Source organism: Paenibacillus rhizosphaerae, from assembly GCF_014192015.1.
In the GTDB taxonomy this organism is placed as follows: Bacteria; Bacillota; Bacilli; order Paenibacillales; family Paenibacillaceae; genus Paenibacillus_AQ; species Paenibacillus_AQ rhizosphaerae.
Genome location: NZ_JACHXJ010000001.1, coordinates 171,969 through 196,602 on the forward strand (window position 1 = coordinate 171,969; position 24,634 = coordinate 196,602).

General features: G+C 47.8%; 19 protein-coding genes. 13 read left to right on the plus strand and 6 right to left on the minus strand.

Going from position 1 to position 24,634, the window contains the following annotated elements; genetic code table 11:
• Positions 1-233 precede the first annotated feature (233 nt).
• Positions 234-1,400, plus strand: a complete 1,167-nt coding sequence (locus FHS19_RS00670) for an MFS transporter (RefSeq protein ID WP_183577230.1) — start codon at positions 234-236, stop codon at positions 1,398-1,400.
• A gap of 596 nt (positions 1,401-1,996) precedes the next feature.
• On the opposite strand, the gene ilvB is transcribed toward FHS19_RS00670, so the two are convergent.
• Positions 1,997-3,703: a biosynthetic-type acetolactate synthase large subunit gene (gene ilvB / locus FHS19_RS00675; protein WP_183577233.1), complete on the minus strand. Its 1,707-nt coding sequence runs from the start codon at positions 3,701-3,703 to the stop codon at positions 1,997-1,999.
• A 1,312-nt stretch (positions 3,704-5,015) separates the two neighbouring features.
• On the opposite strand from ilvB, the gene FHS19_RS00680 reads away from it, so the two are divergent.
• From FHS19_RS00680 to FHS19_RS00700, 5 genes are all read left to right on the plus strand, one after another.
• Positions 5,016-5,537, plus strand: a complete 522-nt coding sequence (locus FHS19_RS00680) for a TetR/AcrR family transcriptional regulator (protein ID WP_183577236.1) — start codon at positions 5,016-5,018, stop codon at positions 5,535-5,537.
• Between the two features lie 242 nt (positions 5,538-5,779).
• Entirely contained in the window at positions 5,780-7,213 is a 1,434-nt protein-coding gene (locus FHS19_RS00685; RefSeq protein ID WP_183577239.1) for a DHA2 family efflux MFS transporter permease subunit, read from the plus strand.
• Between the two features lie 101 nt (positions 7,214-7,314).
• On the plus strand, positions 7,315-8,193 hold the full coding sequence (locus FHS19_RS00690) for an NAD-dependent epimerase/dehydratase family protein (protein ID WP_183577242.1): 879 nt from the start codon (positions 7,315-7,317) through the stop codon (positions 8,191-8,193).
• A 74-nt stretch (positions 8,194-8,267) separates the two neighbouring features.
• Positions 8,268-8,801, plus strand: coding sequence for an SRPBCC family protein (locus FHS19_RS00695; protein WP_204797511.1), 534 nt, complete (start codon positions 8,268-8,270; stop codon positions 8,799-8,801).
• 40 nt (positions 8,802-8,841) lie between these two features.
• Entirely contained in the window at positions 8,842-10,368 is a 1,527-nt protein-coding gene (locus tag FHS19_RS00700) for a multicopper oxidase family protein (RefSeq protein WP_246426387.1), read from the plus strand.
• Between the two features lie 51 nt (positions 10,369-10,419).
• Here the strand turns inward: FHS19_RS00700 and FHS19_RS00705 are convergent, their stop codons facing one another.
• The 3 genes from FHS19_RS00705 to FHS19_RS00715 are packed head-to-tail and all read right to left on the minus strand — an operon-like array spanning position 10,420 to position 14,728.
• The gene (locus tag FHS19_RS00705) at positions 10,420-10,812 is read right to left on the minus strand and encodes a carboxymuconolactone decarboxylase family protein (protein ID WP_183577245.1); all 393 of its coding nucleotides are present in this window, start codon (positions 10,810-10,812) and stop codon (positions 10,420-10,422) included.
• Positions 10,813-10,830: 18 nt separating this feature from the next.
• Positions 10,831-12,477 (minus strand): thiamine pyrophosphate-binding protein, encoded by a 1,647-nt coding sequence (locus FHS19_RS00710; RefSeq protein WP_183577248.1) that lies wholly within the window; start codon positions 12,475-12,477, stop codon positions 10,831-10,833.
• 4 nt (positions 12,478-12,481) lie between these two features.
• Positions 12,482-14,728, minus strand: a complete 2,247-nt coding sequence (locus FHS19_RS00715) for an EAL domain-containing protein (RefSeq protein WP_183577251.1) — start codon at positions 14,726-14,728, stop codon at positions 12,482-12,484.
• Positions 14,729-15,163: 435 nt separating this feature from the next.
• Between FHS19_RS00715 and FHS19_RS35215 the strand changes: the two genes are divergently transcribed.
• The 6 genes from FHS19_RS35215 (at position 15,164) to FHS19_RS00740 (ending at position 22,493) form a co-directional block, all read left to right on the plus strand.
• Positions 15,164-15,289, plus strand: coding sequence for a hypothetical protein (locus FHS19_RS35215; protein WP_281382231.1), 126 nt, complete (start codon positions 15,164-15,166; stop codon positions 15,287-15,289).
• 14 nt (positions 15,290-15,303) lie between these two features.
• Positions 15,304-16,203 (plus strand): LysR family transcriptional regulator, encoded by a 900-nt coding sequence (locus FHS19_RS00720; RefSeq protein WP_183577255.1) that lies wholly within the window; start codon positions 15,304-15,306, stop codon positions 16,201-16,203.
• Positions 16,188-17,051 (plus strand): LysR family transcriptional regulator, encoded by an 864-nt coding sequence (locus tag FHS19_RS00725; protein ID WP_183577258.1) that lies wholly within the window; start codon positions 16,188-16,190, stop codon positions 17,049-17,051. Before FHS19_RS00720 ends, FHS19_RS00725 begins: the two co-directional genes overlap by 16 nt.
• A 255-nt stretch (positions 17,052-17,306) precedes the next feature.
• Complete coding sequence (locus tag FHS19_RS00730) at positions 17,307-19,004, plus strand: type 2 periplasmic-binding domain-containing protein (RefSeq protein ID WP_376771802.1); 1,698 nt, start codon at positions 17,307-17,309, stop codon at positions 19,002-19,004.
• A 192-nt stretch (positions 19,005-19,196) separates the two neighbouring features.
• The gene (locus tag FHS19_RS00735) at positions 19,197-20,927 is read left to right on the plus strand and encodes a sensor histidine kinase (protein ID WP_246426389.1); all 1,731 of its coding nucleotides are present in this window, start codon (positions 19,197-19,199) and stop codon (positions 20,925-20,927) included.
• A gap of 6 nt (positions 20,928-20,933) precedes the next feature.
• Positions 20,934-22,493 carry a response regulator gene (locus tag FHS19_RS00740; protein WP_183577264.1) on the plus strand — a complete coding sequence of 520 codons (1,560 nt, stop codon included), beginning with the start codon at positions 20,934-20,936 and terminating at the stop codon, positions 22,491-22,493.
• Positions 22,494-22,625: 132 nt separating this feature from the next.
• On the opposite strand, the gene FHS19_RS00745 is transcribed toward FHS19_RS00740, so the two are convergent.
• Both FHS19_RS00745 and FHS19_RS00750 read right to left on the minus strand, forming a co-directional pair.
• A complete protein-coding gene (locus FHS19_RS00745) occupies positions 22,626-23,465 on the minus strand; it encodes an alpha/beta fold hydrolase (protein ID WP_183577268.1) in 840 nt (279 codons plus the stop codon).
• 45 nt (positions 23,466-23,510) lie between these two features.
• Complete coding sequence (locus tag FHS19_RS00750; RefSeq protein WP_183577271.1) at positions 23,511-24,149, minus strand: hydrolase; 639 nt, start codon at positions 24,147-24,149, stop codon at positions 23,511-23,513.
• Positions 24,150-24,448: 299 nt separating this feature from the next.
• On the opposite strand from FHS19_RS00750, the gene FHS19_RS00755 reads away from it, so the two are divergent.
• Positions 24,449-24,634: a XapX domain-containing protein gene (locus tag FHS19_RS00755; RefSeq protein ID WP_076176227.1), complete on the plus strand. Its 186-nt coding sequence runs from the start codon at positions 24,449-24,451 to the stop codon at positions 24,632-24,634.

The following is a 24,634-nucleotide window of genomic DNA, read 5'->3' on the forward strand; positions in this document are numbered from 1 at the left end:
ATCATCTGAGTCATTGAACCTAAAGTCGGATTTCTTGATGGGCGGTCTGTCTATACAGATCGCCTTTCTTTTGATAGTTAGGTAATAAAACCTTGAACTGATCATTATTAATTTGGCCCCAACCAGGTGAGATCATATTCTATACTTTGATAGTTATAAAACTGTATAATCAAAGCGATTTTCTAATATCCATTTTCCGGGATCTCATAGTACTTTAAGGAGTTGAACGATTCGTGGCTAATACTAAATCAATCATTATATTCATACTCGCATTGGGTATTTTCGGTATTATAAATACGGAAATGGGCGTTATCGGTATATTGCCGCAGATTGCCAATAACTTTAACATCAGTGTGTCTCAGGCTGGATTGCTCGTTAGTTTGTTTGCCTTGGCCGTAGCCATCTCTGGGCCATTTTTGCCCATGTTGTTCTCGAGAATGAACCGGAAGAGCGCAATGCTCCTTGTCATAGGCGTTTTTCTGATCGCAAATATCATTTCAATCTTCGCTCCTAATTTTACGGTAGCACTTATCGCTCGGGTGGTACCTGCATTTTTACATCCAGTTTATTTCTCTGCAGCGTTCACGGCTGCAGCTGCTTCTGTTAATCAAGATCAGGCTCCTAAAGCGATAGCCAAGGTATTCATGGGTCTCACTGCCGGGATGGTCATTGGTATACCGATTTCCTCTTTCATTGCAGATGTCGCTTCACTCGAATACGCGATGTCGTTCTTTGCAATCATCAATGGCATCTCATTTTTATCCATCCTGCTATTCATTCCTTCGATGCCCGTAAGAGGGGGGCAATCATACGGTAAGCAGCTCGTCGTGATGAAAAAGCCGCTCACATGGCTAAGCCTTGGAGCCGTAATCTTTATCGTATCAGGCATGTATGCCGTCTACAGTTTTTTTGCAGAGTACCTTTCGAAAGTAACAAATATGCCTGAGAAAGAAATAAGCATAATGTTGATATTATTTGGCTCAACCGGTATTGCTGGGAACTTGCTGGCAGGAAAATGGCTTAGCCGTAAACCAGTAAAAACAGCGGTTATTTATCCAATTGTAGCAGCTCTCATTTATTTACTAGTGTTTCTTCTTGGAGATTTACGATTGCCAATGGTGTTCCTAATTGCAGTATGGGGTGCTCTATTTACCTTTGCGCTTAATTTGACTCAATACTGGATTTCGTCCGCCGCACCAGAGGCACCGGAATTCGCTAACGGATTATTCGTATCATTCTCTAATCTCGGCATCACGGTCGGCACATCCGTAGGCGGCTTATTTATTTCTGGTATGGGGACTCATGACGTCGTGTGGGCAGGTTTACTGATGCTTGCAGCAGGCTTTATTTTTATAACGATAAGAGCTTTAGCTTTTAATGAAAAAATAATATCAAATTGACTATTTCTTAACTTGGAGATCGTTTCACCATTTTCATTGCGTTTGCATGTAGATTAGAGCCGATCTAAATATTAAATTTTATGGTTCTCAAATACCTCAGGGACGCCAGGCGGATGTAAAGTTGTAATTCCCGAGCTTACGACAGATCGGCTAATGTGTTTCATGTACATCAGAACGGAACACTCACAGGTCCCACGCTCTTTCGCATCGAAGATGAGGGCAAGGCAAGGACTGGCCATTCTTTGACTGGTTACCTGATTCATCGCAATGATCCCACGTTAATGTGTTACTCATTTGTTTAGAGAACCCTGGACTTTGATATGTCATTTGGTTATGTGAAATTAATACTCGTCATATTCACTATTTAGAATATGACGAGATTTGGGGGTGAATGAACTTGAAACGCGAATGGAACCATACATTATGGAATGGAAATCTCTGTACGAAGACAAGGGACTGTCATATAAACGAAAGCGGCAGCCGATACAATGTTGCCTCCCAACGGCCGGCTGCAGCGTGCGGATCCGACGCTATGGCCTACTCCAGGGTTTAGATGAAGGCCCACCCCAGACTTTGGCAGCCGCAAAACATACAAATCATTCGAAATCCCCCAGAATCATCTCATGTAACGACGTTCCTGCAAGTACCATTGGATATACATTCTCTTCTTTCGGTACGACAAACTCTACTAGTACGGGACCAGGTGTATTTAGAGCCTCTTGCCAAACACGGGCAGCCTCTGCTTTATTACTCGCTCTCAACCCTTTGATTCCGTAGGCTTCAGCCAGCTTTACGAAATCCGGACTGCCGGCAAGGTCGATTTGGCTGTAACGCTTGGCGTAGCTGAGTTCCTGCTGCTGTTTAACCATCCCCAATACCTGGTTGTTAATCACGACAATTTTGACAGGAATCTGATGGATGGAACAAATAGCCATCTCCTGCGCGCACATCTGCATGCCTCCATCACCGTTTACGGATACCACAAGACGTTTCGGATTCCCGATCTGAGCGCCAATGGCGGCCGGGAACCCAAAACCCATCGTTCCAAGACCTCCTGAGGTAATCAGTGAGCGGGGGTGGTTAAACTTGTAAAATTGAGCTGCCCACATTTGGTGCTGACCTACGTCCGTGGTTATGATCGCTTCCCCTTGTGTTGTTTCATGGACCATTTCAATAACAAATTGGGGCTTAAGCTCCGTATCCGAATCTTTGTACCGTAACGGGAAATTTCGTTTATATTCCTGAATTTCCTTGACCCAACGATCGGACGGCGAGGCGATAGCTTTCGTATTCGCGTAGTCCAGTACAGCCTTGATATCACCGATGCATGCAATATCCGCCTTGATGTTTTTGCCAATTTCAGCCGGATCAATATCAATATGGGCAATCCGTTTGGCATGGGGGGCGAAACCCTCCACGTTCATGGTCACCCGGTCATCAAACCGCGAGCCCATCGAAATAATCAGATCGGCATGCTGGATTGCCATATTCGCTGCATATGCACCATGATGGCCCGGCATACCTATCCACAGGTCGTGAGCACTTGGAAAACCTCCCAAACCAAGCAATGAGGTCGCCACCGGAATGTTGGTTTTATTCACGAACTCCAGCAGCTCATTGGATGCACCTGAATAAACAACGCCCCCTCCGGCGATCATGACTGGTCTTTCGGATTCGGTAATCGCTTGAATCAAGGTATCGATCTGGTCTGTATCCAAATTCGGATCGGGATCATACCCTCGGAGATGAATCGAATCCGCTGGTTGGTAATGCAGCTTGTGATTGGATACATCCTTAGGAATGTCGATCAGTACAGGGCCTTTCCTGCCCGTATTAGCAATATGGAAGGCTTCGTGTACGATACGCGGAAGGTCTTGCACATGACGAACGGAGTAACTGTGTTTCGTTATGGACAGGGTCATGCTGACGATATCCGCTTCCTGAAAAGCATCCGTACCCATGACCGTAGTCGACACGTTGCCCGTAATGATGACGAGAGGCGCGGAATCCATATAAGCCGTCGCAATTCCGGTAATCAAATTTGTCGCTCCCGGACCGGATGTGGCGATGCAGACGCCGACTTTACCTGTCGATCGGGCATAACCGTCTGCCGCGTGTATAGCTCCCTGCTCGTGCCGGGCCAGAATGTGTTTGAACTCCGGATTGTCGACCATGGCGTCATAAATGTACAGCGCATTGCCTCCGGGATAACCAAAAACATGTTCAACCCCCTCGAGCAATAAACAGCGCAAAAGGCATTCGGATCCCGTGATGAGTTCAGCTTTTTCTCTCTTCGTTTCCATGCGATATCCCTCCAATATAAAAATCCCCTCTCATCCTAAAAGCCGGCAGCATACTGCCGTACTAAAGGGACGAAAGGGGTTGATTTTCGCGGTACCACCCTGGTTTGCCAAAAATCTCACGATTTTGGGCCTCACGAAGTAAAGGGTTTACTTCCGGCACGGTAACGTGTGCCATCCGGTTGAGACTACTCACTAAATCAAGCGCTTGATCCGGTTTTCGATCAACAGCTCGGAGATGACGTCATGCAAGGGATTAAGGCAAAGGTTTCAGCATTCCCTTCGCTCTCTGGACATAAGAGCCCTTGACACTTTTTTCTCTTCATCGCTTGTTCGTTATATACATAAAAACCCCTCTCCTCCCAAGCTCGGCAGCGATCTGCCGAACGATAGGGACGAAAAGGGGTTGATTTTCGTGGTACCACCCTGATTTGCTGAAATCTCACGATTCCTGCCTCATGAAGTAAGGAATCCCTTACTTCAGCACGATAACGTGTGCCCATCCGTTTGGAACTACTGGCCAAATCAACGATCCGATCCGGTTTTCGATCAACAGCTCCGAGGTGACTGATATACAAGGGGTTAAGGCAAAGGTTTCAGCATTTCCTCCGCTCTCTGGACATAAGAGCCCTTGGTACTTTTCCTCTTCATCGCTTTTCAAATGATATTATGAGGATATTATCACAGACGCCATTATTTTTTCAACAGGTTCTTATTCATTTTTATTTTAAGAATAGATAAACCGGAAAGCTGCATGCATTCCAGTTTCATTATTATTACATAATAGGTGGGTTCGAGTAGGCCTCGGCATTGAAGCTTTCCGGACCTGTACGTGTCGGAAATACGGAGACAACCGCAGGTACGCTCACGATGGCTTGATAGACAATGAAACCGGGGTTCGGTGGATGTTAATCAATGCCGACCCCCGACAATACAGTAGTTGTCAGCACGCCTGCCACTTCTCAGAATCTGGCAGCAGTTTTATGATGGGCGGTTCGTGGACCACCATTGTATTGACCACTTGCGGAGTTCTTGCCGCTATTTCCAGCGCGAAAACGGCACCTCCGCTGTTTCCGAAAATATAAGCCGATGGATGGCCGACTGCTTCCAACACTGCAACCGCATTGTCATCCGCCATTCAGTTCAATTTCGATTAAATAAATGGCTTAATTCTTCATCCCACGGACATGGTTCATCTAATGTTCTCCAACTGACGCTTGGGAAGCTTGCAGCAACCTTGTATTGATTTGTTCTGGAAGTCGTTGTATAATGATTTGATTATTGATCAATCACTTTTAATAGGAGGAAGAAGAGGATGGCTAAACCCGAAACAACGTCAGTTAATCGCAGATCCGAAATTATCTCCGCAGCGATTGAAGTATTCGCAGAAATCGGATACTACCGAGCTACAACGGCGCAGGTGGCGGAACGGGCGAAAATTTCGCAGCCTTACGTATTCCGTTTTTTCTCGACTAAAGAAAATTTACTGCTGGCCGCCCTGGAGGTTTCTTGGTCCCGGGTCATCGAATCATTCCGTAAGTTGGTAGAGACGACTTCGCCAGAATTGCTGGAGGCCAAGCTTATTCAGGAGTACGTGAACATCCAGGAGATGTACCAGAATGAGGTGCTTTTGCAGATGCAGGCGCAGACCATTCGGGAAGATGCAATCCAGGAGACGATGCGGAGCGGCTTTAAGGAAGTCCGTGATATGGTGCTGGCTGCCTTCCGTGAAGCTGGTATGGATAAGCCGGAAGAGCGAACGATGCTGTTTCTAGCCCGCGGAATGCTGTGCAATGTTGCCGTTGCGATTAATTTGCCTGAATTGATGAAAGGATGAGGAGGTGAAATTGGTTCCAAAATTGTTATTGACCAACTGATAACGATCTGATATAGTGAAATCACTAAGTAATTGATCAATCACTAACAGAGAAAGCGAGGCGGTGAGAAAGCCCCACCTGTTGGCAGAGACTCGATTGACAGTGGTCATAGGGACTATAACGAAAACCTTTAAGAGGTTTGGCGGGCGAATATTTTTTTAGTAGAGTGTAATTGATCAATCAATAACAGGAGGAGATTGTTATGAATTCAATGGTTCAACCGGCAATCGCGAAATCTCGCCATCTGTCGCTTCGGTGGTGGGCGCTAATCGCGCTGGCTTTAGCTCAATTCCTGGTCGTGCTTGATGCATCTATCGTCAATATCGCGCTTCCCTCTCTCGGCTCAGAACTTCACCTAAGCACGAATACGCTGAGCTGGGTCATTACGGCTTATGTTTTGCCTTTCGGGGGCCTGCTGCTTCTCGGTGGAAGGTTGTCGGATCGATTCGGACATCGAAGATTGTTCATGACCGGAGTCGCCGGATTTGCGCTTGCTTCGGCCGCAGCCGGACTGGCAACCTCGGGAGCCTGGCTGCTCACGGCTAGAGCGATTCAGGGCGCATCGGCCGCCCTGCTCGCCCCGGCCGCGCTTGCTCTTGTCACCAAGCTGTTCTCAGATCCTCAGGATCGGGCGAGGGCGCTCGGTATTTGGGGTGCGGTCGCAGGTATCGGCAGTGCGGCGGGCGTCTTGCTGGGAGGCGTGCTGACGGCTTCGCTTGGCTGGTCCGCAGTGTTTTATGTGAATGTTCCCGTAGCAGTATTGGTTCTGGCGGCAGTTCCCTTGCTCATCACCAAAGATTCGCTCGGCGAACGCATAACTCTGGATATGGCAGGCTCGGTTGCGGTAACGGGTGGCATCGTAGCGCTTGTGGCCGCGCTTTCCGGAACAGAGCGGGTCGGCTGGACGTCCCCGCAGACGCTGATTCTGGCAGGCTTGGCAATTGTGCTGATCGGATCGTTCATCTTCTTCGAGAAGCGTGCTGCGAATCCGCTTATGCCGCTGGACATCTTCCGTAACCAATCGGTTACGGGCGGCAATCTGGCGATGTTCCTCATCGGAGGGGCGACAACGGGCTTGTTCTTCGCACTCTCGGTTTACATGCAGCAAGTGCTTCATTACGATGCGTTAAAAGCAGGGCTCACCCAGCTCCCGTTAGCCGGCGCGCTGGTCGCAATTGCCGGAGTCGTTCCGACGGTAGTTAAGGCAATCGGCCCGAGCAAGACGCTTGCGACATCGCTCGTCCTGCTGGCCTCAGGGCTGATCTGGTTATCTTTATCGCCTAGTGACGCTACGTTCGCAGCCAATTTGTTAGGACCGTCCATATTGATTGGAATCGGACTTGGAGGCGCCTTTGTCTCCGGAACAGAGCTGGCGGTTCACGGTGTGGCGAACGAAGAAGCTGGGCTCGCCAGCGGCCTGGTCAATACGAGCCAACAGATTGGCGGAGCCATTGGACTTGCGGTACTGACAACGGCGGCATCAGCTCGAAGCGATCGCTTGTTGGGCCGCGGTGTATCCGAAGCACAAGCGTTGACCGGAGGATTCTCCTGGGTGTTCCTTGGAGCTGCCGTGTTCGCGATAATCGGAGCTATAGGGGTCCTCGCGGTTGTAAGGCATTCCCGTTTTACGAAGTAAGTGACTAATCAATCACAAAATGATTGCGATGCCTATTCGTTGGGAACCAAATGAGGCAACCTTCAGGATAACTATATAACCTTAATTTAGGAGTGAACAGAATGTGTAAAGCAATGGTCGTGAGAGCAGGTAGCGGATGGGGTAAGGCGCTTGTCAAGCAATTGATCGGGGCGAATGTTGAGGTCGTTGCCTATTCGGGATCACAACGGAAGCTGGAGTCGCTGCAGGAGGCCTTCTCTTCCTCACCGCTTCTTCGAACGGTCAGGGGAGAGGCTGGGAATCGGACCGATCTGCTGGCAGCAGCAGAAGGCGTTGACGTGATTTTCTGCGGGGTCTACTTAACCTACGATGACAACCCGGAGAAGGTGCGGCGGATGCTAAAAGCCGTTCGAAGCATCGCGCTGATGAGTGGAGCCAAGATGGTTACCCTTGAAGGGGTGTATCGCCCCGTCGATGAGAAGGAACCGGTGAACTCGAACGTTCCTGGTACAACTTCCATGCGAATCTTTAGCCCGGAGTTGTACGGAGAGGCAGCTTCCAACACGATCATTCATTATGCACTTCGAAAAATCGTTCAAGGGAAACCCGTTAAGCAGCTCATTGATCCGTCCGTTAGAAGGGACTATCTATATGTGGACGACGCTGCCCGTTATGTCTTAGAGCTGGCTTCGATGGAGACCGCGTATGGCAGCAATTGGCATCTTCGCGGCGGTGGCCCAATTTCGCAAGCGGAACTTCTTGACCTCGCGGGTTCGATCGTTCAAGATGCGCCGCGGTTTGAGCCAATCGGAGGGTTGCAGCAGCACTTCCTTCGGTGGTATGAGCCGACGGCCAAGAAAATGCTGGATCGTTATGAGCGGCTTGTCGACAATCTGGGAACTTTTGGCACCGAGTATAGTGGGGTGTCGCCAACATCTTATAAAGAGGGTATAGCCTCTACGATAAAAAGCATGATGGCAAAGCAGAACCATGGCTATTAACTATTACTTATTAAGCGTTACATGAAATCCAAGTTCGTAATCAATTACAAATCCAACGAAATGAGGTCAATAAAATGAAAAAAATGATGATCAATGGGGCAGCCAGCATAACGGGATCGGAGAACACGGAAGAATTGTTCGTACTGGAGGGCACGGTCGACGTTGACCGAAATGCGCAGGTCATCGTCGACCTGTCCATTGAGATTGAAGCTTCGCGGGAGATCGTATGGCAAATACAGACTGGCGTCGAACAGTGGCCGACTTGGCAAAAGGATATCACGCAAGTGCGGTTATCCGGTCCAATCGCGATAGGAAGCACGTTTTGGTGGGAGACTCATGGGCTGCAAATCGTCTCTACGATCCTTGAGGTTGACCCCATGAAACGTATTGTATGGGGAGGTCCAGCACATGGTATCGAAGGCGTTCATGTATGGAGCATCACCCCCACACCTAAAGGAGTAATCGTGAACACCACGGAATCCTGGGACGGTCCGCCCGTAGCAGCTGATCCCGACGGTATGAGCGCTGCACTAACGGCTTCGCTGAATGCCTGGCTCGCCGCCCTCAAATCAACAGCCGAGAGCTTGCAGCTGACATTGGCGGAATAGTAATTAATCAATCAATTTTACGGCGAGGAGAAAAATAATCTTGAATAGAAGAAAGATCGTAAAACGTCTGATTTACTTTGGCCTTCCTTTAACTTTGGTGCTTCTGGTCGGAGCGGTGCTTGTCACTTATTTTTGGCAAATGCGGCTTCAGAAGCCGGAAGAAATCAACATGGCTTACCATCAGATGGGGGTCGGCATGACTCGAATGGTAAACATGACCGATATGGAGCATATGGAGGGCATGGAGCATATGGAGGGCATGGGGAAATCTTCCTCCGAAGAAGGCACGGTGTCTTGTTCCTCAATCACGACCACGGAGTCATCGGCTCCGATCCACAAGTTCGATCTGACGGCCGCCCGGACGACATTAAAGTTGGACAACGGTAAGACCGTCGAGGCTTGGACCTTCAACGGCGTATCTCCGGGTCCGGAACTTCGCGTCACGGAGGGCGACCAGGTTGTTGTTACTCTGCATAATCAAGATATTGAGGACGGCGTTACGATTCATTGGCACGGAATTACGGTTCCGTGCTCGCAGGACGGGATTGCGGGAGTAACGCAGGACGCCGTTCCGCCTGGGGAACAGTTCACGTACACCTTCATCGCCACGACTCCGGGCACGTATTGGTATCACTCTCATCAGATGAGCTCGATTCAGGTAAGCAGAGGACTTCTAGGCGCGCTCATCGTCGAGCCGAAAAAAGGTTCTGAATCCGATCCATCAACATCGGAGACAACAGCTCTTTATCAACAGCTTGGTTCTTCCATGCTGGTGAACGGAAGCGAGCGAGGACTGACGATCCCGGGCCAGCCAGGCGAACAGGTCAGATTAAGGCTGATCAATTCGGGCAATGAAACGATGGAATTTGGTGTTGACGGGGCTCCTTTCCGGGTCCTGGCAATGGATGGCCACGATCTGCATGAACCTGGTCTGCTGGAAGGGACGATAGTTCCGATAGGGGCGGGCCAGCGTTATGACCTGCTTATCCAAGTTCCGCGGTCAGGTAAAGTCGTCGTCAGCAGTCCCTCGGCTAAGGATTTACCGGTTACAATAGGCAGCGGAAGCCAGCCGCAGCATAAAGAAGGCGGGCAGCTGTTCTCGTTTCTCGATTACGGCACCCCGTTGCCTGACGACCCCGTCTTACAAGTCAAGCCCGATCGGCATTTTGAGCTTAAGCTCGGCCAAACTCTTTTCACCAAGTCAATTAACGGAAAATCCTTTCACGATATTCCTCCGATGACCGTGAAGGAGGGCGACCATGTTTTCATTACAGTCTCCAACGAAGGGGGAGGAGATCATCCTTTCCACCTTCATGGGCACGTGTTCCGAGTCTTGAGTAAGAACGGTGAAGCCTTGCAAGGCAGCCCAGTGTATCTCGATACGCTTCTGACGAAAAAGGGCGAGACCTACGAACTGTACCTGGAAGCTGACAATCCAGGCCTCTGGATGATACATTGCCACAACCTCAAGCACGCCTCGATGGGAATGAGCATGATGTTGAATTACGAAGGCATTACGACGTCATACCGGGTAGGAACCAAATCAGGCAATCTTCCCGACTTATAACGTCCACCAAGTGATCGAGTCTGCATTCGCAGAAAAAAAAGCATGACAGCGTCATGCTTCTTCGTATGTAATTCCTTGTTCGTCAAACACGTTCATGACCACAAACATGGCATCCAGCGTTTTGGGAAAGCCCGCATAAGATACACAGTGCATGACGGCCTCTACGATCTCATTGGGTGTAAGCCCGACATTCAGAGCCCCTTTAATATGGAAATCGAGTTGAGCTGCCGCTCCTGAGGCAATCATAGCCCCTATGGTAAGCAGGCTTCGTTGCTTTAAATCCAAACCTGGACGGGAATACAGCGAGCCATAAGGGAACTCCACAATCAGCTTGGCCATATCAGGACTGAATTTCTCCATTTTTTTTACCGTTGCGTCCAGCGTTTCTTCACTTACCATCTGTTGTAAAACTTCTAATCCTTTATTATAGCGATTTGTTTCCATATATGTCCCCCGTAAGTACTAATCTAAACTAAGCAATCTGGTAAGAATCGGCGGGATTTCTTGCGGATCCACCATGACCTCGATGACCGTTGCCGTATTGGATTGCAAAGCTGACTTAACCGCCTGCTTGATGTCGGTTTCATTTTCACAGCGAAATGCCATTGCGCCCATGGATTGGGCAAATAAGCGAATATCCAGCGGCTGCTCATAGACTGCCCCAACGGAGCGTCCCGTGTTATAGGACATTCCCTTATCTACCATATCTAAGCGTCCGTTATTCAGCACAAAGAAGATAACCGGAATCCCGTGGTTAACTGCTGTCGATATCTCGGTGCCGTGCATCATGATGCAGCCGTCGCCGGTCACACAGACGACAGGACGATCGGGCATGGCGATTTTCGCTCCGATCGAATAGCCGATCGCCGCCCCCATAGCGATGAACACTTCATCGAAAAAGAATGTCCCGGACTCGATGATTTCGAAATGTTGTACGGCATGAAAGGAGTGACTCCCTGCATCTCCGAAGAGTACCGCCTCTTTGGGAAGCACAGCCCGCAAGCTCCTGAACGCCGCTCCCGCGGACAATGTGGTGGATTCCATCTCGGAGGTTGCAGCTGCCGCTTGTGCCCGGGTTGTCAGCATCTCATGCTCTTTGGACGATGCCCCGCTCCGCAAAATGAGTTGAGTCAGGTTGGAGTGAATATCGCCAAGGATAACTTGCGTCGGCACCTGAATGGTTTTACCTGCGAATGTAAGGTCATACTCAAATTGCAACACCTTGTCCGGCTCCATATCGGCCGTAAATCCCGACAACGACATGTCGCACAATTTGCTGCCAACGACGATCATCAGGTCAATGCCGGATCTCATGTAATCCATTGCATCCTTGGAACCGCCGAGACCATACCCGCCTAAGTATAGGGGATGATTGGTGGGAAACGCCCCTTTCCCGCCGGGTGTGGTCACCACAGGAATCCCCCAATGCTCGGCAATCGTCCGCAATTGGGCATAGGTATCCGACATGACGGCGCCTTTGCCCACGAAGAGAACAGGTTTCTTGGCCTCACCCAGCAAAGATATTGCCTTATCAATATCGGGGGATACAACGGGTGAAATATGGTCCGGCAACGGCAGGTAGAAGGTCTCCACTTCCTCCATCAGCACATCAAATGGGATGCACAGATGAACGGGTCCCTTTTCACCGGTGTAGGCCTTTTCCAAGGCATGTTTAAGGTAGAGATAAAGAAGATCCCCCCGTTCGATGCGGGCACTGAACAAGGTTACAGGTTCGAACATTTTAACCAAATCGGCCCCGAACTGGCTTGAATCCTGGCTTAAAGCGCGTCCAGTCTCTTGCATCGACGGCTGTCCGGTAATGAACAATACAGGCAGCTGGAACTCTTTAGCCTGCGCCGCGGCTGTAATCAGATTCGTTCCTCCCGGCCCGGAAGTACCGATCGCGACCCCCATCGTTTTTGCTGCCAGGGCATATCCGGACGCTTCAAACCCACTGCCAGCTTCATGACGACCCAGCACATATTGAATCCCATAGTTTTCAAGTTCCAGCATGATCGGAGAAATGGACTTTCCAGGAATACCAAACACGTGAGAAATGCCCCATTTTTTAAAATGCTCAACTAATAGTGAATACACTCTCTGTTTCATCTTATCATCCTTGCAAATTGATTTTTATTGCTGCCGTTTGCATCAACAACTGCTCGATTTGTTCCGCCGGTAAAGGCGGGTAATAATAGAAACCTTGTACTTCATGGCAGTTCTGACTGCGCAGGAAATCTAACTGATCCTTCGTTTCTACACCTTCCGCGATCACATCGATTCCAAGCTTATGGGCCATCGCGATGACCGTAGCTACAATATCCGCGTCATTCGAATCCGTCATAATATCCCTGACAAAGGATTGATCAATCTTCAGCCGGTCAATCGCAAATTGTTTTAAATAGGAAAGATTGCTGTAGCCTGTCCCAAAGTCATCGATGCAAATCTGTATACCCAGCTCTTTCAGTTTTCCGAGAATCTCGATCGCAACATCCACATTCATCGTCATCGACTCTGTGATTTCGAGCTCCAGATGTTGGGGATCTATATGGGTTTCGAGTAAAATCTCTTTAATGGTCTCTACCAAATCATGCTTTGAAAATTGGCGAGAAGAGAGATTCACCGATACGCTCATAGGAGTAATCCCTTTTTCCTTCCATTTTTGATGCTGAAGGCAGGCGGTTTTGAGCACCCATTTTCCGAGGGGGATGATGAGTCCTGTTTCTTCGGCGATCGGGATAAACTTAGCTGGGGGGATTAAGCCGAGAGTCGGGTGATTCCAGCGTACGAGCGCCTCGGTACCGATGATTTCCCCTGACCGGGAATCGATTTGCGGCTGGTAATACAGCACGAATTCCTCTAGCTGCAGCGCTTTACGGATCGAATTCTCCAATGTAAGCCGTTCAATACCGCCGCCACTCGGGATAGACTTGAAAATGTTATAGTTGTTCTTCCCGTCGTCTTTCATCTGGTAGAGGGCAATGTCGGCGTTCTTCATCAGCATTTCGACATTCCTGCCATCTTGAGGATAGAAGGCAATACCGATACTGGCTGTTATATACAACTCATAGCCGTCCACTGCAAATGGTTTCTCGAATGCTCGAATGATTTCTTCCGCAACATGAACGGCTTCCGAATGATCCGTAATCTGTTGCAAGAGGATCGTGAATTCATCCCCGCCCATTCTGGAAACCAGCTGATCCGGAGCATGGCAGCAAGCTTTCAGACGCTCGCCAACCAGCTTCAACAACTCATCACCGTTGTTATGACCGAGCGTGTCATTGATCTTCTTGAAGCTGTCCAGATCGAGAAACATGACGGCAAAGATACTGTTTTCGTCTACCCCATGTCTCAGCAATTCATCAATATGCTTGGTAAAAAATCTTCGATTCGGCAATCCGGTTAAATCGTCATGATAGGCCAGATAATTGATTTGCTTTTGCGTATGATAACGCTCCGTGATGTCCCGAAACTGTGCAAATGCGCCCATAATCTGCATATTCTCATCGCGAATAGGGAAGGCGTCGAACAGGCAGACCAGCTCGTCTTGTCCCATCCGGGGGCGCAGCATGAATTCCATATCTTCGTACTCTTTTCCCGTTTGAAGGACCTCTTTAATGAAGTCATGGGTTCTATGATCGGGAATAGGTTTATTAATGACGTCCTGTTTATTGGCACCGGTTAAAATTTCAGCAAACTTGTTGAACTCGGTAATGTTTCCATCCCGATCTGTAATAATAATGCCGTTTCTTGTGGTTTCGATGACCACCTGATTCAATATGTGCAATCGTCTATTTTGTTTTTTCAGCAGCAGTTCTCTTTCGATCGAATCTACGACCGTGCAAAGCATCGCCAGCAAAAACGGATTGTGCTGGTCGATCGTCGTCATGATCGTAATGGTTCCGAGCAAATTGGCGTTATCTGTATATTGAAAGGGTACGGAATAACAGGCCGAGGACCATAAAAATTCATAATAATGCTCGTCCCCGACAAGTTGAATGGGCTGACGATGATCCAAAACCAAATTAATGCTGTTGGTTCCCGCTTCGTGTTCATTGAACACGAGGCCAACCATAATGCCTGATTGCTGAACCACACTCTTGATCGCTTCATCCCCGGCCATTTCCAGAATGCAGCCATTTTCATCGGAAATCAGGATCAGCAGCGGGAGCCCTTTCATGAGCTCCAACAACTTATGAACAAAAAAATCAATGACGGACAATATTTCCTCGTATTCGGCCCGTTTTAGATTCAGATCGCTTTCAGATAAAAAGTTAGTAAAGCAGGGAATCCCCTGGGGATCAATACCTAGCTTTTCACATCTCTTTTTGGACTCCGAGATTAAGGATACTTTCGTCAAATCAATCCCCCTACTTTACCATGAAAAATGCAATAAATTTACTTAAATGATAAGTTACCCCGATATGTAACGGTTCTTTTTTCATTATGACGGCGCTTAAAGTTTTTTTCAATTTATTTTCTGTTAGATTCTGGGTGCTCTCTAGAAATCGAGTTTTCATGGATGAGCTACACGATTACATGTTCTCTAATACATCCACCCTTTCTGCAATTCTTCTAATATTATTTCGGCCGATTTATCCAGATTATGAACATCGATGAACGTCATTCGTATGGTCGTGGTTTGATCAGGACCCGTGTATAAAATTAACCTTACATGCCTTCCGGACTGCCCTGACCGATCCACCCTAAAATCTAGTAACCTTCACCTGAAATGTAGCGGATATATTACATGACCGTTTCCTTCATATAATGTTTATTACAGAGAGGCTCAGCAATGACCACGGTCACGCTCATGACGCGGATGAGCAATGCATACGGTAACCAGCAAGTAAAAGTACCGGTCAGCAAGGATGGTGTCTGGAAAATCTCAGGTTCAGTAATCGAAGGACAAATAAACTAAAGGGGGGATACATTGTGGAATTACGTCAGCTTGAATATTTTATTCAAGTTTGCAAATCCGGAAGTCTGACCAAAGCGAAAGAAGAATTAGGTGTAACTCAGCCTACACTAAGTCAGCAAATTCGGGTTTTGGAAGATGAGTACAATATTCAATTGTTCGATCGGGTCAGCAGGGGAGTTGAGGTAACGGAAGCGGGGAAAATTCTCTTGAATAAGGGCCATGCCATTATGAATCTTCTTGAAGAAGCGCGAAATGAAATCGTTGGCCGAGTCAACCAATCTGTAGAGACCATTTCTATTGGATGCTGTCCTGCTGAACTCGAATATCTTGCTCCTTACTTCATGAGATTTCATCAAAAGTACCCGAACATTTTATTGAAAATTATCGATGCAGAGGATGCCGAGAATAAAGTTTTGGAACAAAAGGTAGATATCGGGATCACTGCCTATCCGGTTTCTGACACTTCAGTCATTTCGACTCATTTGTATAGACAAGAAATGGCGCTATTGCTTCACTCGGAACATCCTTTGGCCAATAAATCTTCGATTCCTTTTCGATCTTTGAAGCAAATGAATTCGATCATGTTCCGGGAACAAAACAAATCATTAATTGATATGCATTGTTTCTCTTGTGGGTTTGCCTTGAAGTCGAGCATAGAAACATCCTCCACTCCAGTATTGATTCACTGGGTTCGTCAGGGACTTGGAGCAGCTCTTATCCCTATATCTTTGCTTGAAGGTCTACAGGACGACTCTTTGCGTATTGTCAAATTAGAAGGCCATATACCTCGTTGGGATATTTCTCTTGTAAACCTTCGTTCCGTTACGATGAAGTCTGTTGTGCGCCTATTTATTCAAGAGATGGTTTCATATGTAAGAGAGGTTGAGGTGAGTCTTTCATGTTCAGGCAATTAGAATGCTTCATCCAAATCTGCAAAGAAGGAAGCTTTACTAAAGCCGCAGAAGTTTTAATGATTTCTCAACCTACGTTAAGCCAACAGATCCGCTTTCTAGAGGGAGAAGTTGGAACCCCTTTATTTCAGAGAGTTGGCAGAGGCGTAAAAGTTACAGCTGACGGGGAAATACTTTACGGGAAGGCCCTTTCCGTAATGAAGCTCATTGAAGAATCGAAGAAAGAAACTTACGAGTTACGCTATGCTCGGGCAAATAAACTTTCGATAGGTATTTCGCCAGTGGACTTCCATGGTCTAATCCCGCGTTTTTTGAAATTCCATGAACAGTATCCTGATATTACATTGAAATTTGCCAGTACAGAATATACAACACAGCAATTATTGAATCGTAGTATCGATATTGGCATTGCCAACCATTATGATCCAAACAAAGAAATTCATGCGATGCACCTCTATAAAGAAGAACAAGCATTGGTCGTTTATGCGGACCATCCATGGGCAGATCGAACCTCTGTTTCTTTTCAAGAGCTTGAAGATTTAGAAACTTCCTTATTTGTCGCAGATAAAAGTGTAATCGATCATCTTCATACCTTCAGCGAGAAAATCGCCAAATCCTTACAAACCCAATTCGAGTCAACTTCGACGGCTATTCTTCTTTCTATGGTACTGCAAAAGGTGGGGGCAGCTATATTACCTGCTTCTTTAATTGAAACATTTCCTGGGCAGCATCTGAAAATGATTCGTTTCGTAGATCCAACACCTGTACGTGAGATTAAGCTGATTTATAAAAAGTATCATCACCATAATCCTTCTGTTCAGAAGTGTATCGACTTTTTTATGGAATCATAGATCGGGGAACCAGAACATCATAGCTAACCAATGCGAGCCTAGACGAAGGGAAGTTTTCCTGTCTTGCTCGCTTATTCGCGTTGGTCGGCATAGGAACCCCCCAAATATTGTAACCCTACGTATCATGTTAGACTCTTTCCTTTGCTTGCTATAACCTTTATACTAGCAATGAATTAAGGAATTTGAACGGCATTCGTCTGCTTTTGTTGAAATATATTAAATTATGGGATATTAACGGCCGAAGGGGAATTTTGAATGGGTAAAATGCGTAAATCGGCATTGCTGTTACTGGCTCTAATGATGTGTTGGACTATGGTGTCTTGTTCTGGGAACACGGGCACATCGAGCAATGGCACCGCTGACGATACGATTCTCAACGCCAACCTTAAAAAGGCAGATGCTTCTCAAATGAAGCTTTCTCCGGACGAGCCTGCCTGGAAGCTCGATACGACACCGATAACGTTTGACTGGTATATCAATTTCGATTGGTTTACCGGCAAGTGGGGAGGCAACGCAGTTTCCGATTATATAACGAAGAAGACGGGCGTCAGCTTGAACTTTATCGTGCCTGCCGGCGACGCCGGCGAGAAGCTTAACACGATGATGTCAGCAAGGTCGCTCCCTGACTTCATCACGCTAGGCTGGTACGAGGATTCCGTGCAGAAGATGATCAATGGAGATATGGTACTTCCGCTAAATGAGCTGGCGGAACAATACGATCCTTATTTTTTTAAAGTCGCTGACTCAGAGAAGCTTAACTGGTACACACAGGCTGACGGAAATGTGTACAGCTACCCGAATGCATCTTCATCCCCTGCGGATTATCAAAAATACGGGAAGCTTTTTACATCTAATCAGACCTTTGTTGTCCGGAAAGATATGTATGAAGCCCTCGGGAAGCCGGATATGAGCACACCGGAAGGGTTTCTCGGCGCACTGAAGGCTGCGAAGGAGAAGTTTCCGGAAGTAGATGGCCAACCGCTCATTCCGATTGGCATGCATGAATTTACGGAGACCGGCAACTATTCGCTGGAATCCTATCTTCAGAACTTCCTAGCCATTCCGCAGCAGAAAAACGGCAAACTGTACGACCGTCGAAGCGATCCAACTTATCTGAAATGGCTGAAGGTGTTCCGTCAAGCGAATGAGGACGGGTTGATGCCGACAGATGTTTATATTGATGAAAAACGGCTGGAAAAGGACGAAAAAATAGCACAAGGGCGTTATTTTGCCATGCTGTATCAGTGGTCTGATTTTACAGAGATTAACCAGGCGCTGTATCAGAAGGACCCGAATAAGGTGTATATCGCGATTGATGGACCGGCCAATGATGCGCATGATGCGCCAACACTAGCAGGAAATGGCGTCTCCGGTTGGACGGTGACGCTCATCTCGAAGAATGTCAAGGACAAGAAGAGGGCCATTGCCTTCCTCAGCTATTTGCTCAGCGAAGAGGGAAACAAGGATCTGTACTTAGGAGAGAAGGGCGTTACCTACGATACGATAGACGGCAAAGATCAGTTCCTGCCGGAGGTCATGCAACTGCTCAACACCAACCGCCAAGCGTTCGACAGCAAATACGGCGGTTCTTATAGGTACTGGATGTTAATGGATACGAACATGAATCTAGCATGGATGACGGGGATGGATGCGGAGCCTTCCAAACAAATTACCGATTGGACGAGGGGAAAGACGATCAGCATGAGTGAGTTTGAAAATCTGGACCCGGACCCGACGACGAAGGAAGGTATTGCGCAAGGCAAAAATACCCGGCTCTGGGCCGAGACGCTGCCGAAGCTGCTGATGTCTAAGTCTGATGCCGAATTCGACCGGCTGTTCGCAGAATTCATGAAGATCACTACCGAGGATCCCGAGTATGGAGCTATCGTAGCTAGCCGCCAAGCAGCCTATGAACGAAATGTACAGAAGCTGCAGTCGTCACTCAATCCGTAGTTCAATAGAGGAAGCAGCAGGATGTGAAAACAGGGGATGGGATTTGCGGCAATTCGTTGGTTATTGGGGATACGTGCATTTACGTCTAACCTTTCGCTTCAAGTCAAACTGATTCTGTCATTTGTGTTCGTTATCTTTATCCCGGTTGTTCTGTTCTCCTGGTACACGATCAACGAGGAAACCGCTAAGGCAATGAAAGAATTGACGGAGAGCAGCGAGAATGGGCTGGAGGTAGAGAAGATAAACATTGAGAATAACGTAGAGCTGATGGGATGGACCGGTCAGCTTGCGTTATCCAACCGGGAAATGAACAATTATTTGCAGGTTGAACAATTTCAGGATACAGCACATGTTCTGCATATTAAGAAAGATGTGGTCAACAGCTTTCAATATTTTTTGTTTAACAATCCACGAATTGCCAATGTCCGGTTGTTTACGGACAACCTTTTTGTGAATGAGATTTGGCCGGTTATCCTACAGGAATCACGTATTCAGGACAAGCCTTGGCATCATGACGTGATGAAGCAGGGCGGTTTGCCCTGGTGGGAGATACAAGAGAACGTCGTCCTGACCGGCGCGCCATCCGAACAATCGCCGAATGAGCCATTCATGACGTACTTGCAGGAATTCAAATATCCGGACAACGCAACTCATAACGGGATTCTGGAGATATCGATGAAGCTGTCCGATTTCTTCTCCCGGACGTTCAGCAGCGTGCAGGACATGAACTCTCAGCTGATCGTAGTCGCAAGGAGCGGAAAGCTTTTCAGCTTGAAAGACTCGCCCGTGTTCGAGCAGAACAGCGCCGGGGAATTAATGAGAAGCGTGAAGCTGACGAGTAATCCAGATAGCCAGGCGGTACAGTTCAAGGTTAATGGCGAGTCCTACTTGGCATTTCAGAGCTACATCCCATCGATTGACGTACATCTGGTCAATATGGTCAGCCTTGCGGAGACGATGGAAGGCATCAACCATTCGAGAATTCGTTATATCGTGCTTGTATCATTACTAGCGGCATTTCTTGTGCTGCTGTCTTACTCGATGCAGGCGATCATTTTGCGCAGGCTAAAGGCATTAAGAGAATCGATGCAGCAGGTGAGAAATGGCAACTTCAACGTCGAGCTGCCGCAGATCACCGGTACCGATGAGGTAGGAGAGCTGGGCTTCCATTACCGCAATCTTATTCTGAAAATTAACGAGCTCATTCAAGACCAGGCAGCTCGGCAGGCGGCAGGCAAAGAAGCTGAGCTTCGGGCGCTGAAGAACCAGATCGATTCCCATTTCCTCTACAATACGCTGGAGAACGTCAAGATGCTGGCGGAGATTGAAGGGCAGTATCTTATATCAGACATCATGACCTCGTTAGGCGGTATGATGCGGTATTCGATGGAATGGAGGCAGGATCACGTGATGCTTAGCGATGAGATCCAGCAGGTCCAGCATTATGTATCCGTCATGAACATCCGTTATGATGGTAGACTTGATCTCCGGCTGTCTATTGGACCGGAATGCCTCAAGCAGGAATCGCTTAAAATGTCGCTGCAGCCCGTAGTCGAGAATGCCATCAAACATGGGATGAGCCGCATGCATTCCAAGGATGGAAACCTTCTCATTACGATTTCTGCCGTCCGGCGTGATCAAGTTTGTGTCATAGAGATTACGGACAGCGGCTGCGGCATACCGGATGAAACACTGGGCTTATTGAATCAAATGCTGCGAATGGAAGAGCTCGCTTACCGGGAGGTCCGGCAATTATTCGTTCGTAGGGATAACGAGGACGGTAATGGGATCGGTCTGCGTAATGTGGACCAACGTTTAGTGATGAGCTATGGGGTGGAATATGGGATTCGGATCGAAAGTGAGGAAGGAAGCTATACACGCATAATCATGACTTTGCCGTACCGGGTCATGGGAGGGGGATAGACATCTATGATTAGCTTGCTGATCGTCGACGACGAGAAGATCATTCGGAGAGGCTTGCAATCCGTCATTGAGAGGCAGTTCCCTGATCTGTTTAATTATCGGTTTGCCGAGAATGGACAAGAGGCGCTGGAGCTGCTACGCCAGGAGCCTGCGGATATTATGTTTACAGACATCCGAATGCCAATTATGGATGGGATCGAACTGCTCGACCAACTGCAAGACCATCCGGTTAAACCCGAGGTTGTATTGCTGTCTGGCTATAATGACTTCGTATATGCGCAGAAAGGTATCCGCTTTGCTGTAAAGGATTATCTCGTAAAGCCAGTGATTCGGGAGGAGCTGTTTGCCGTCCTGGAGCGATTAATGCTGGACATAAGGACAAGAGTAGAGCGGGCGGACAAGGCGGGCGAAGATGCCAGCCTTTTTGCTGCCGAGCTGGTTACCCTGCATTTAACCCAGAAGGATGTGGTTGATGCGATCAAACCGAACCAGCTGAAGCAGGCCGGCTTAAGCTGGTTGAATGCAGGATATACACTGGGCTTGGTTACACAACGCGGTGGGAGATCACACGCAGGCAGTACGGATGCAGCTTCTTTCAGGAATCAAATCGCTAAGCTGTTACAAGGGCATATGAATTGGATGCTGACGCGTGATGGGATAGGCGGAACGATTATGATAGCAAGCGATCCGGTTATGTTCTACCAGTTGGCGGAACAGTGGGAGTTCAGTGAGTATGAGACACAGCTGCGAATTGCGATTAGTGATTCTGTCCAAGGGATTGAGCAGATAAGGTGGGCATACAGCCAGGCGAAGCAAACCATGAAATACGGGATTCTGCTTCCAGATCTCGATGTGCTGGACTACACCGGCATAAGTGACCGCAATGAGCGGTATGTCGTTCCTGTTGAGTTGATTCAACGAATATTGAATCTCCTTGGAATGGGACGCGGGGATGAAATCCAACAACTTCTGAATCAGATCCTCGATATTCGCATGATTAGCAGCAGTGAGATCGGCTATCTGGAACGTATTAGTCAGCTGCTCAACGAGGAGCTGTTCGATAAATTGTTCCGCATCTATGGGCATAAGGTATTCGGTCTATTAATGAAGTACGCTCATGTCGGTCACATCGGGAATTTCGATCGATTTGAAGATTATTACAATGCCGTCGTGCAGCTTCTCGATCGTCTGGATCGGTTCATCCAAGATCGGAAAGAGCAAGCGCCGACGGAACAAAATACGATGCAAAAAGTACTCACCTACTTGCAGACGCATTATGCCGACAATTTAAACATGGCGGTGGTGTCCAACCATTTCTCACTCAATTACTCGTATTTCAGCCAAGCCTTCCAGGAATTTACCGGTGAGAGTTTCTCGAACTATGTTCGCCGGTTAAGGCTGGATAAGGCGAAGGAACTCCTGGTGCACTCTGATTTGAAAGTGTACGAAATCAGCGATCAGGTTGGATTCGAAAATGTGAAGCATTTTACGAGAATATTCAAGGATACCGAAGGCATCACGGCGCTGGAATTCCGAAGCCAGCGGAGACGGTTTGAAACCCAATGATGCTCGTTTTCATTTCGCTATTTCCGTCTTGCTTCTCATCCTTACCAAAGCGAAAACACAAATGACCCATAAGAGGGTCATTTTTTTTGTAAAAAAGCATCCTCTTTTGGGCCACAGTTCACAACCTTTCAATCATTCAGCATTCAGAAAGTTAATCAAAGCTGTATTGAATTCTTCAGGGTGAGTTGCGTTTAGACCATGAGGTCCACCTTCGATGACGACGAGTTGACTACCTGGAACCGCTTCGTGGGAAAGTTGACCGCTGACTTCAAGCGTCACAATGGCATCGGAATCCCCATGGATAACAAGCAATGGGATATCGAATTTCGCCAAATCGCCACGGAAATCCGTCCGGCCGAAGGCATCAATGCAATCCAGCGTCCCCTTTGGCGAAGCAGAAGAAGCAATTTCAACGTTGTAATGGCGGAAAGACTCGCTAACCAGATCAGTTCTATCCCCTGCTTTAAAGAAATTGTGAGTGAAGTCGTCAAGGAAGGCGACACGGTCTTTTTTCAAACCGTCTTGGAAGCCTTGAATCGTGGCTTCATCCAGACCGCCTTCCGGATGCTCGGCAGATTTGTAAAAGAACGGTGGAACCGCAGCGGCCAGCACGGCTTTTTTGACACGGCTTGTTCCGTATGTACCGATGTAACGGGCCACCTCTCCGCCACCCATCGAGAATCCGACCAGCGTCACATCCTTCAGGTCCAGTTGTTCGATTAGCTTATGAAGATCCGCTGCAAACGTATCATAGTCATATCCGTTCCACGGTTGCGAGGATTGCCCGAATCCACGGCGGTCATAGGTAATTACGCGGTAACCTGCATCGATGAGCGCTGGAACTTGACTCTCCCAGGAGCGCCCGCTCAGTGGCCAACCATGAATCAAAATGACAGGTTTGCCTGTGCCAAGATCCTCAAAATTCAACTGAATGGGGTGCCCATTTTCTTCTCCGACTAATAATTTTGGCATGTTTCATTCTCCTCTGATTTTTTTTGATGGTAATTCATTTTAGCTTCAGCCCTCGTGGCCGCCAAACATCGTCTGGGCATAAACAACGCCCGCACCATAAGCACCGGTGTGCTCCTTAGCAATCGACATCACTGCGTCATAGGTTTCCTGGCGAGCCCAATCGCGTTGGTACTCAAGCATCACAGAAACCCAGGTAACGGGGATGGCTCCTGCCTGGATCATGCGTTGAACGGCCATGTCATGCGCTTCCGTAGTTGTCCCGCCTGAAGCATCCGTTACGATGTACACTTCATATCCGTCTTTAATAGCTCCAATAACAGGAAAGGCAAGGCAGACCTCCGTCCACAGCGCTGCCATGACCAGCTTTTTACGGCCTGTTTTCTTCACGGCTTGTACCAGGTTGTCGTCTTCCCAAGAGTTCATTGTTGTACGGTCGATCGGTACCTGATCTGGAAATACCGCTTGGATTTGCGGATGAATCGGGCCTGAGAATGATTCTGCAGCCACCGTTGTAAGAATGGTGGGCACATTGAAGACTTTTCCGGTTTTGGCCAATCCAACTGTGTTGTTAATGATGGTTTGACGATCCGCGCTTTGAACTCCAAAGATCATTTGAGGCTGATGGTCAATAAGAATAATTGCAGAGTTTTCAGCTGTCAGTAAATCTGTCTTGTCATTAAACATAAGGGGTCCTACCTCCTAGATTTTGTTTGCAACAGGGCCCGATACGTTGGAATTCCTGCGGCATGTATTCAGTCTATGGAAATACCACTGTGCAAACAATCTTCAGTTTTCTATATTTTTCATAGGAAAAGCCTATATACCTCGAAAGTTCTATAAAGAATATACATAAGCAATTCCTATCACTGTTATAGAGAACGCCTTATTGTTCGTGAAAATGTGGACTCTTAGACTTATAAATAAGACTCATGAATATAGGCAGTCTAGCAACATCACAATTCGTATTAAAGGAGGTATCGACTATGAGCACAGGTTCTATAGGTTCTATGGCCTTGGCCCTTGCCGCAGGTATTGTCATTGGCGTTGTTTTTCAATCGCTTAAGATCCCCTCGCCAGCACCGCCTTTTTTAGGGCTGCTCGGTCTCGCCGGGATGTTTGTAGGCCAGCGGTTGATCCCCTGGATCCAGCAATGGCTAAACCACAAATAA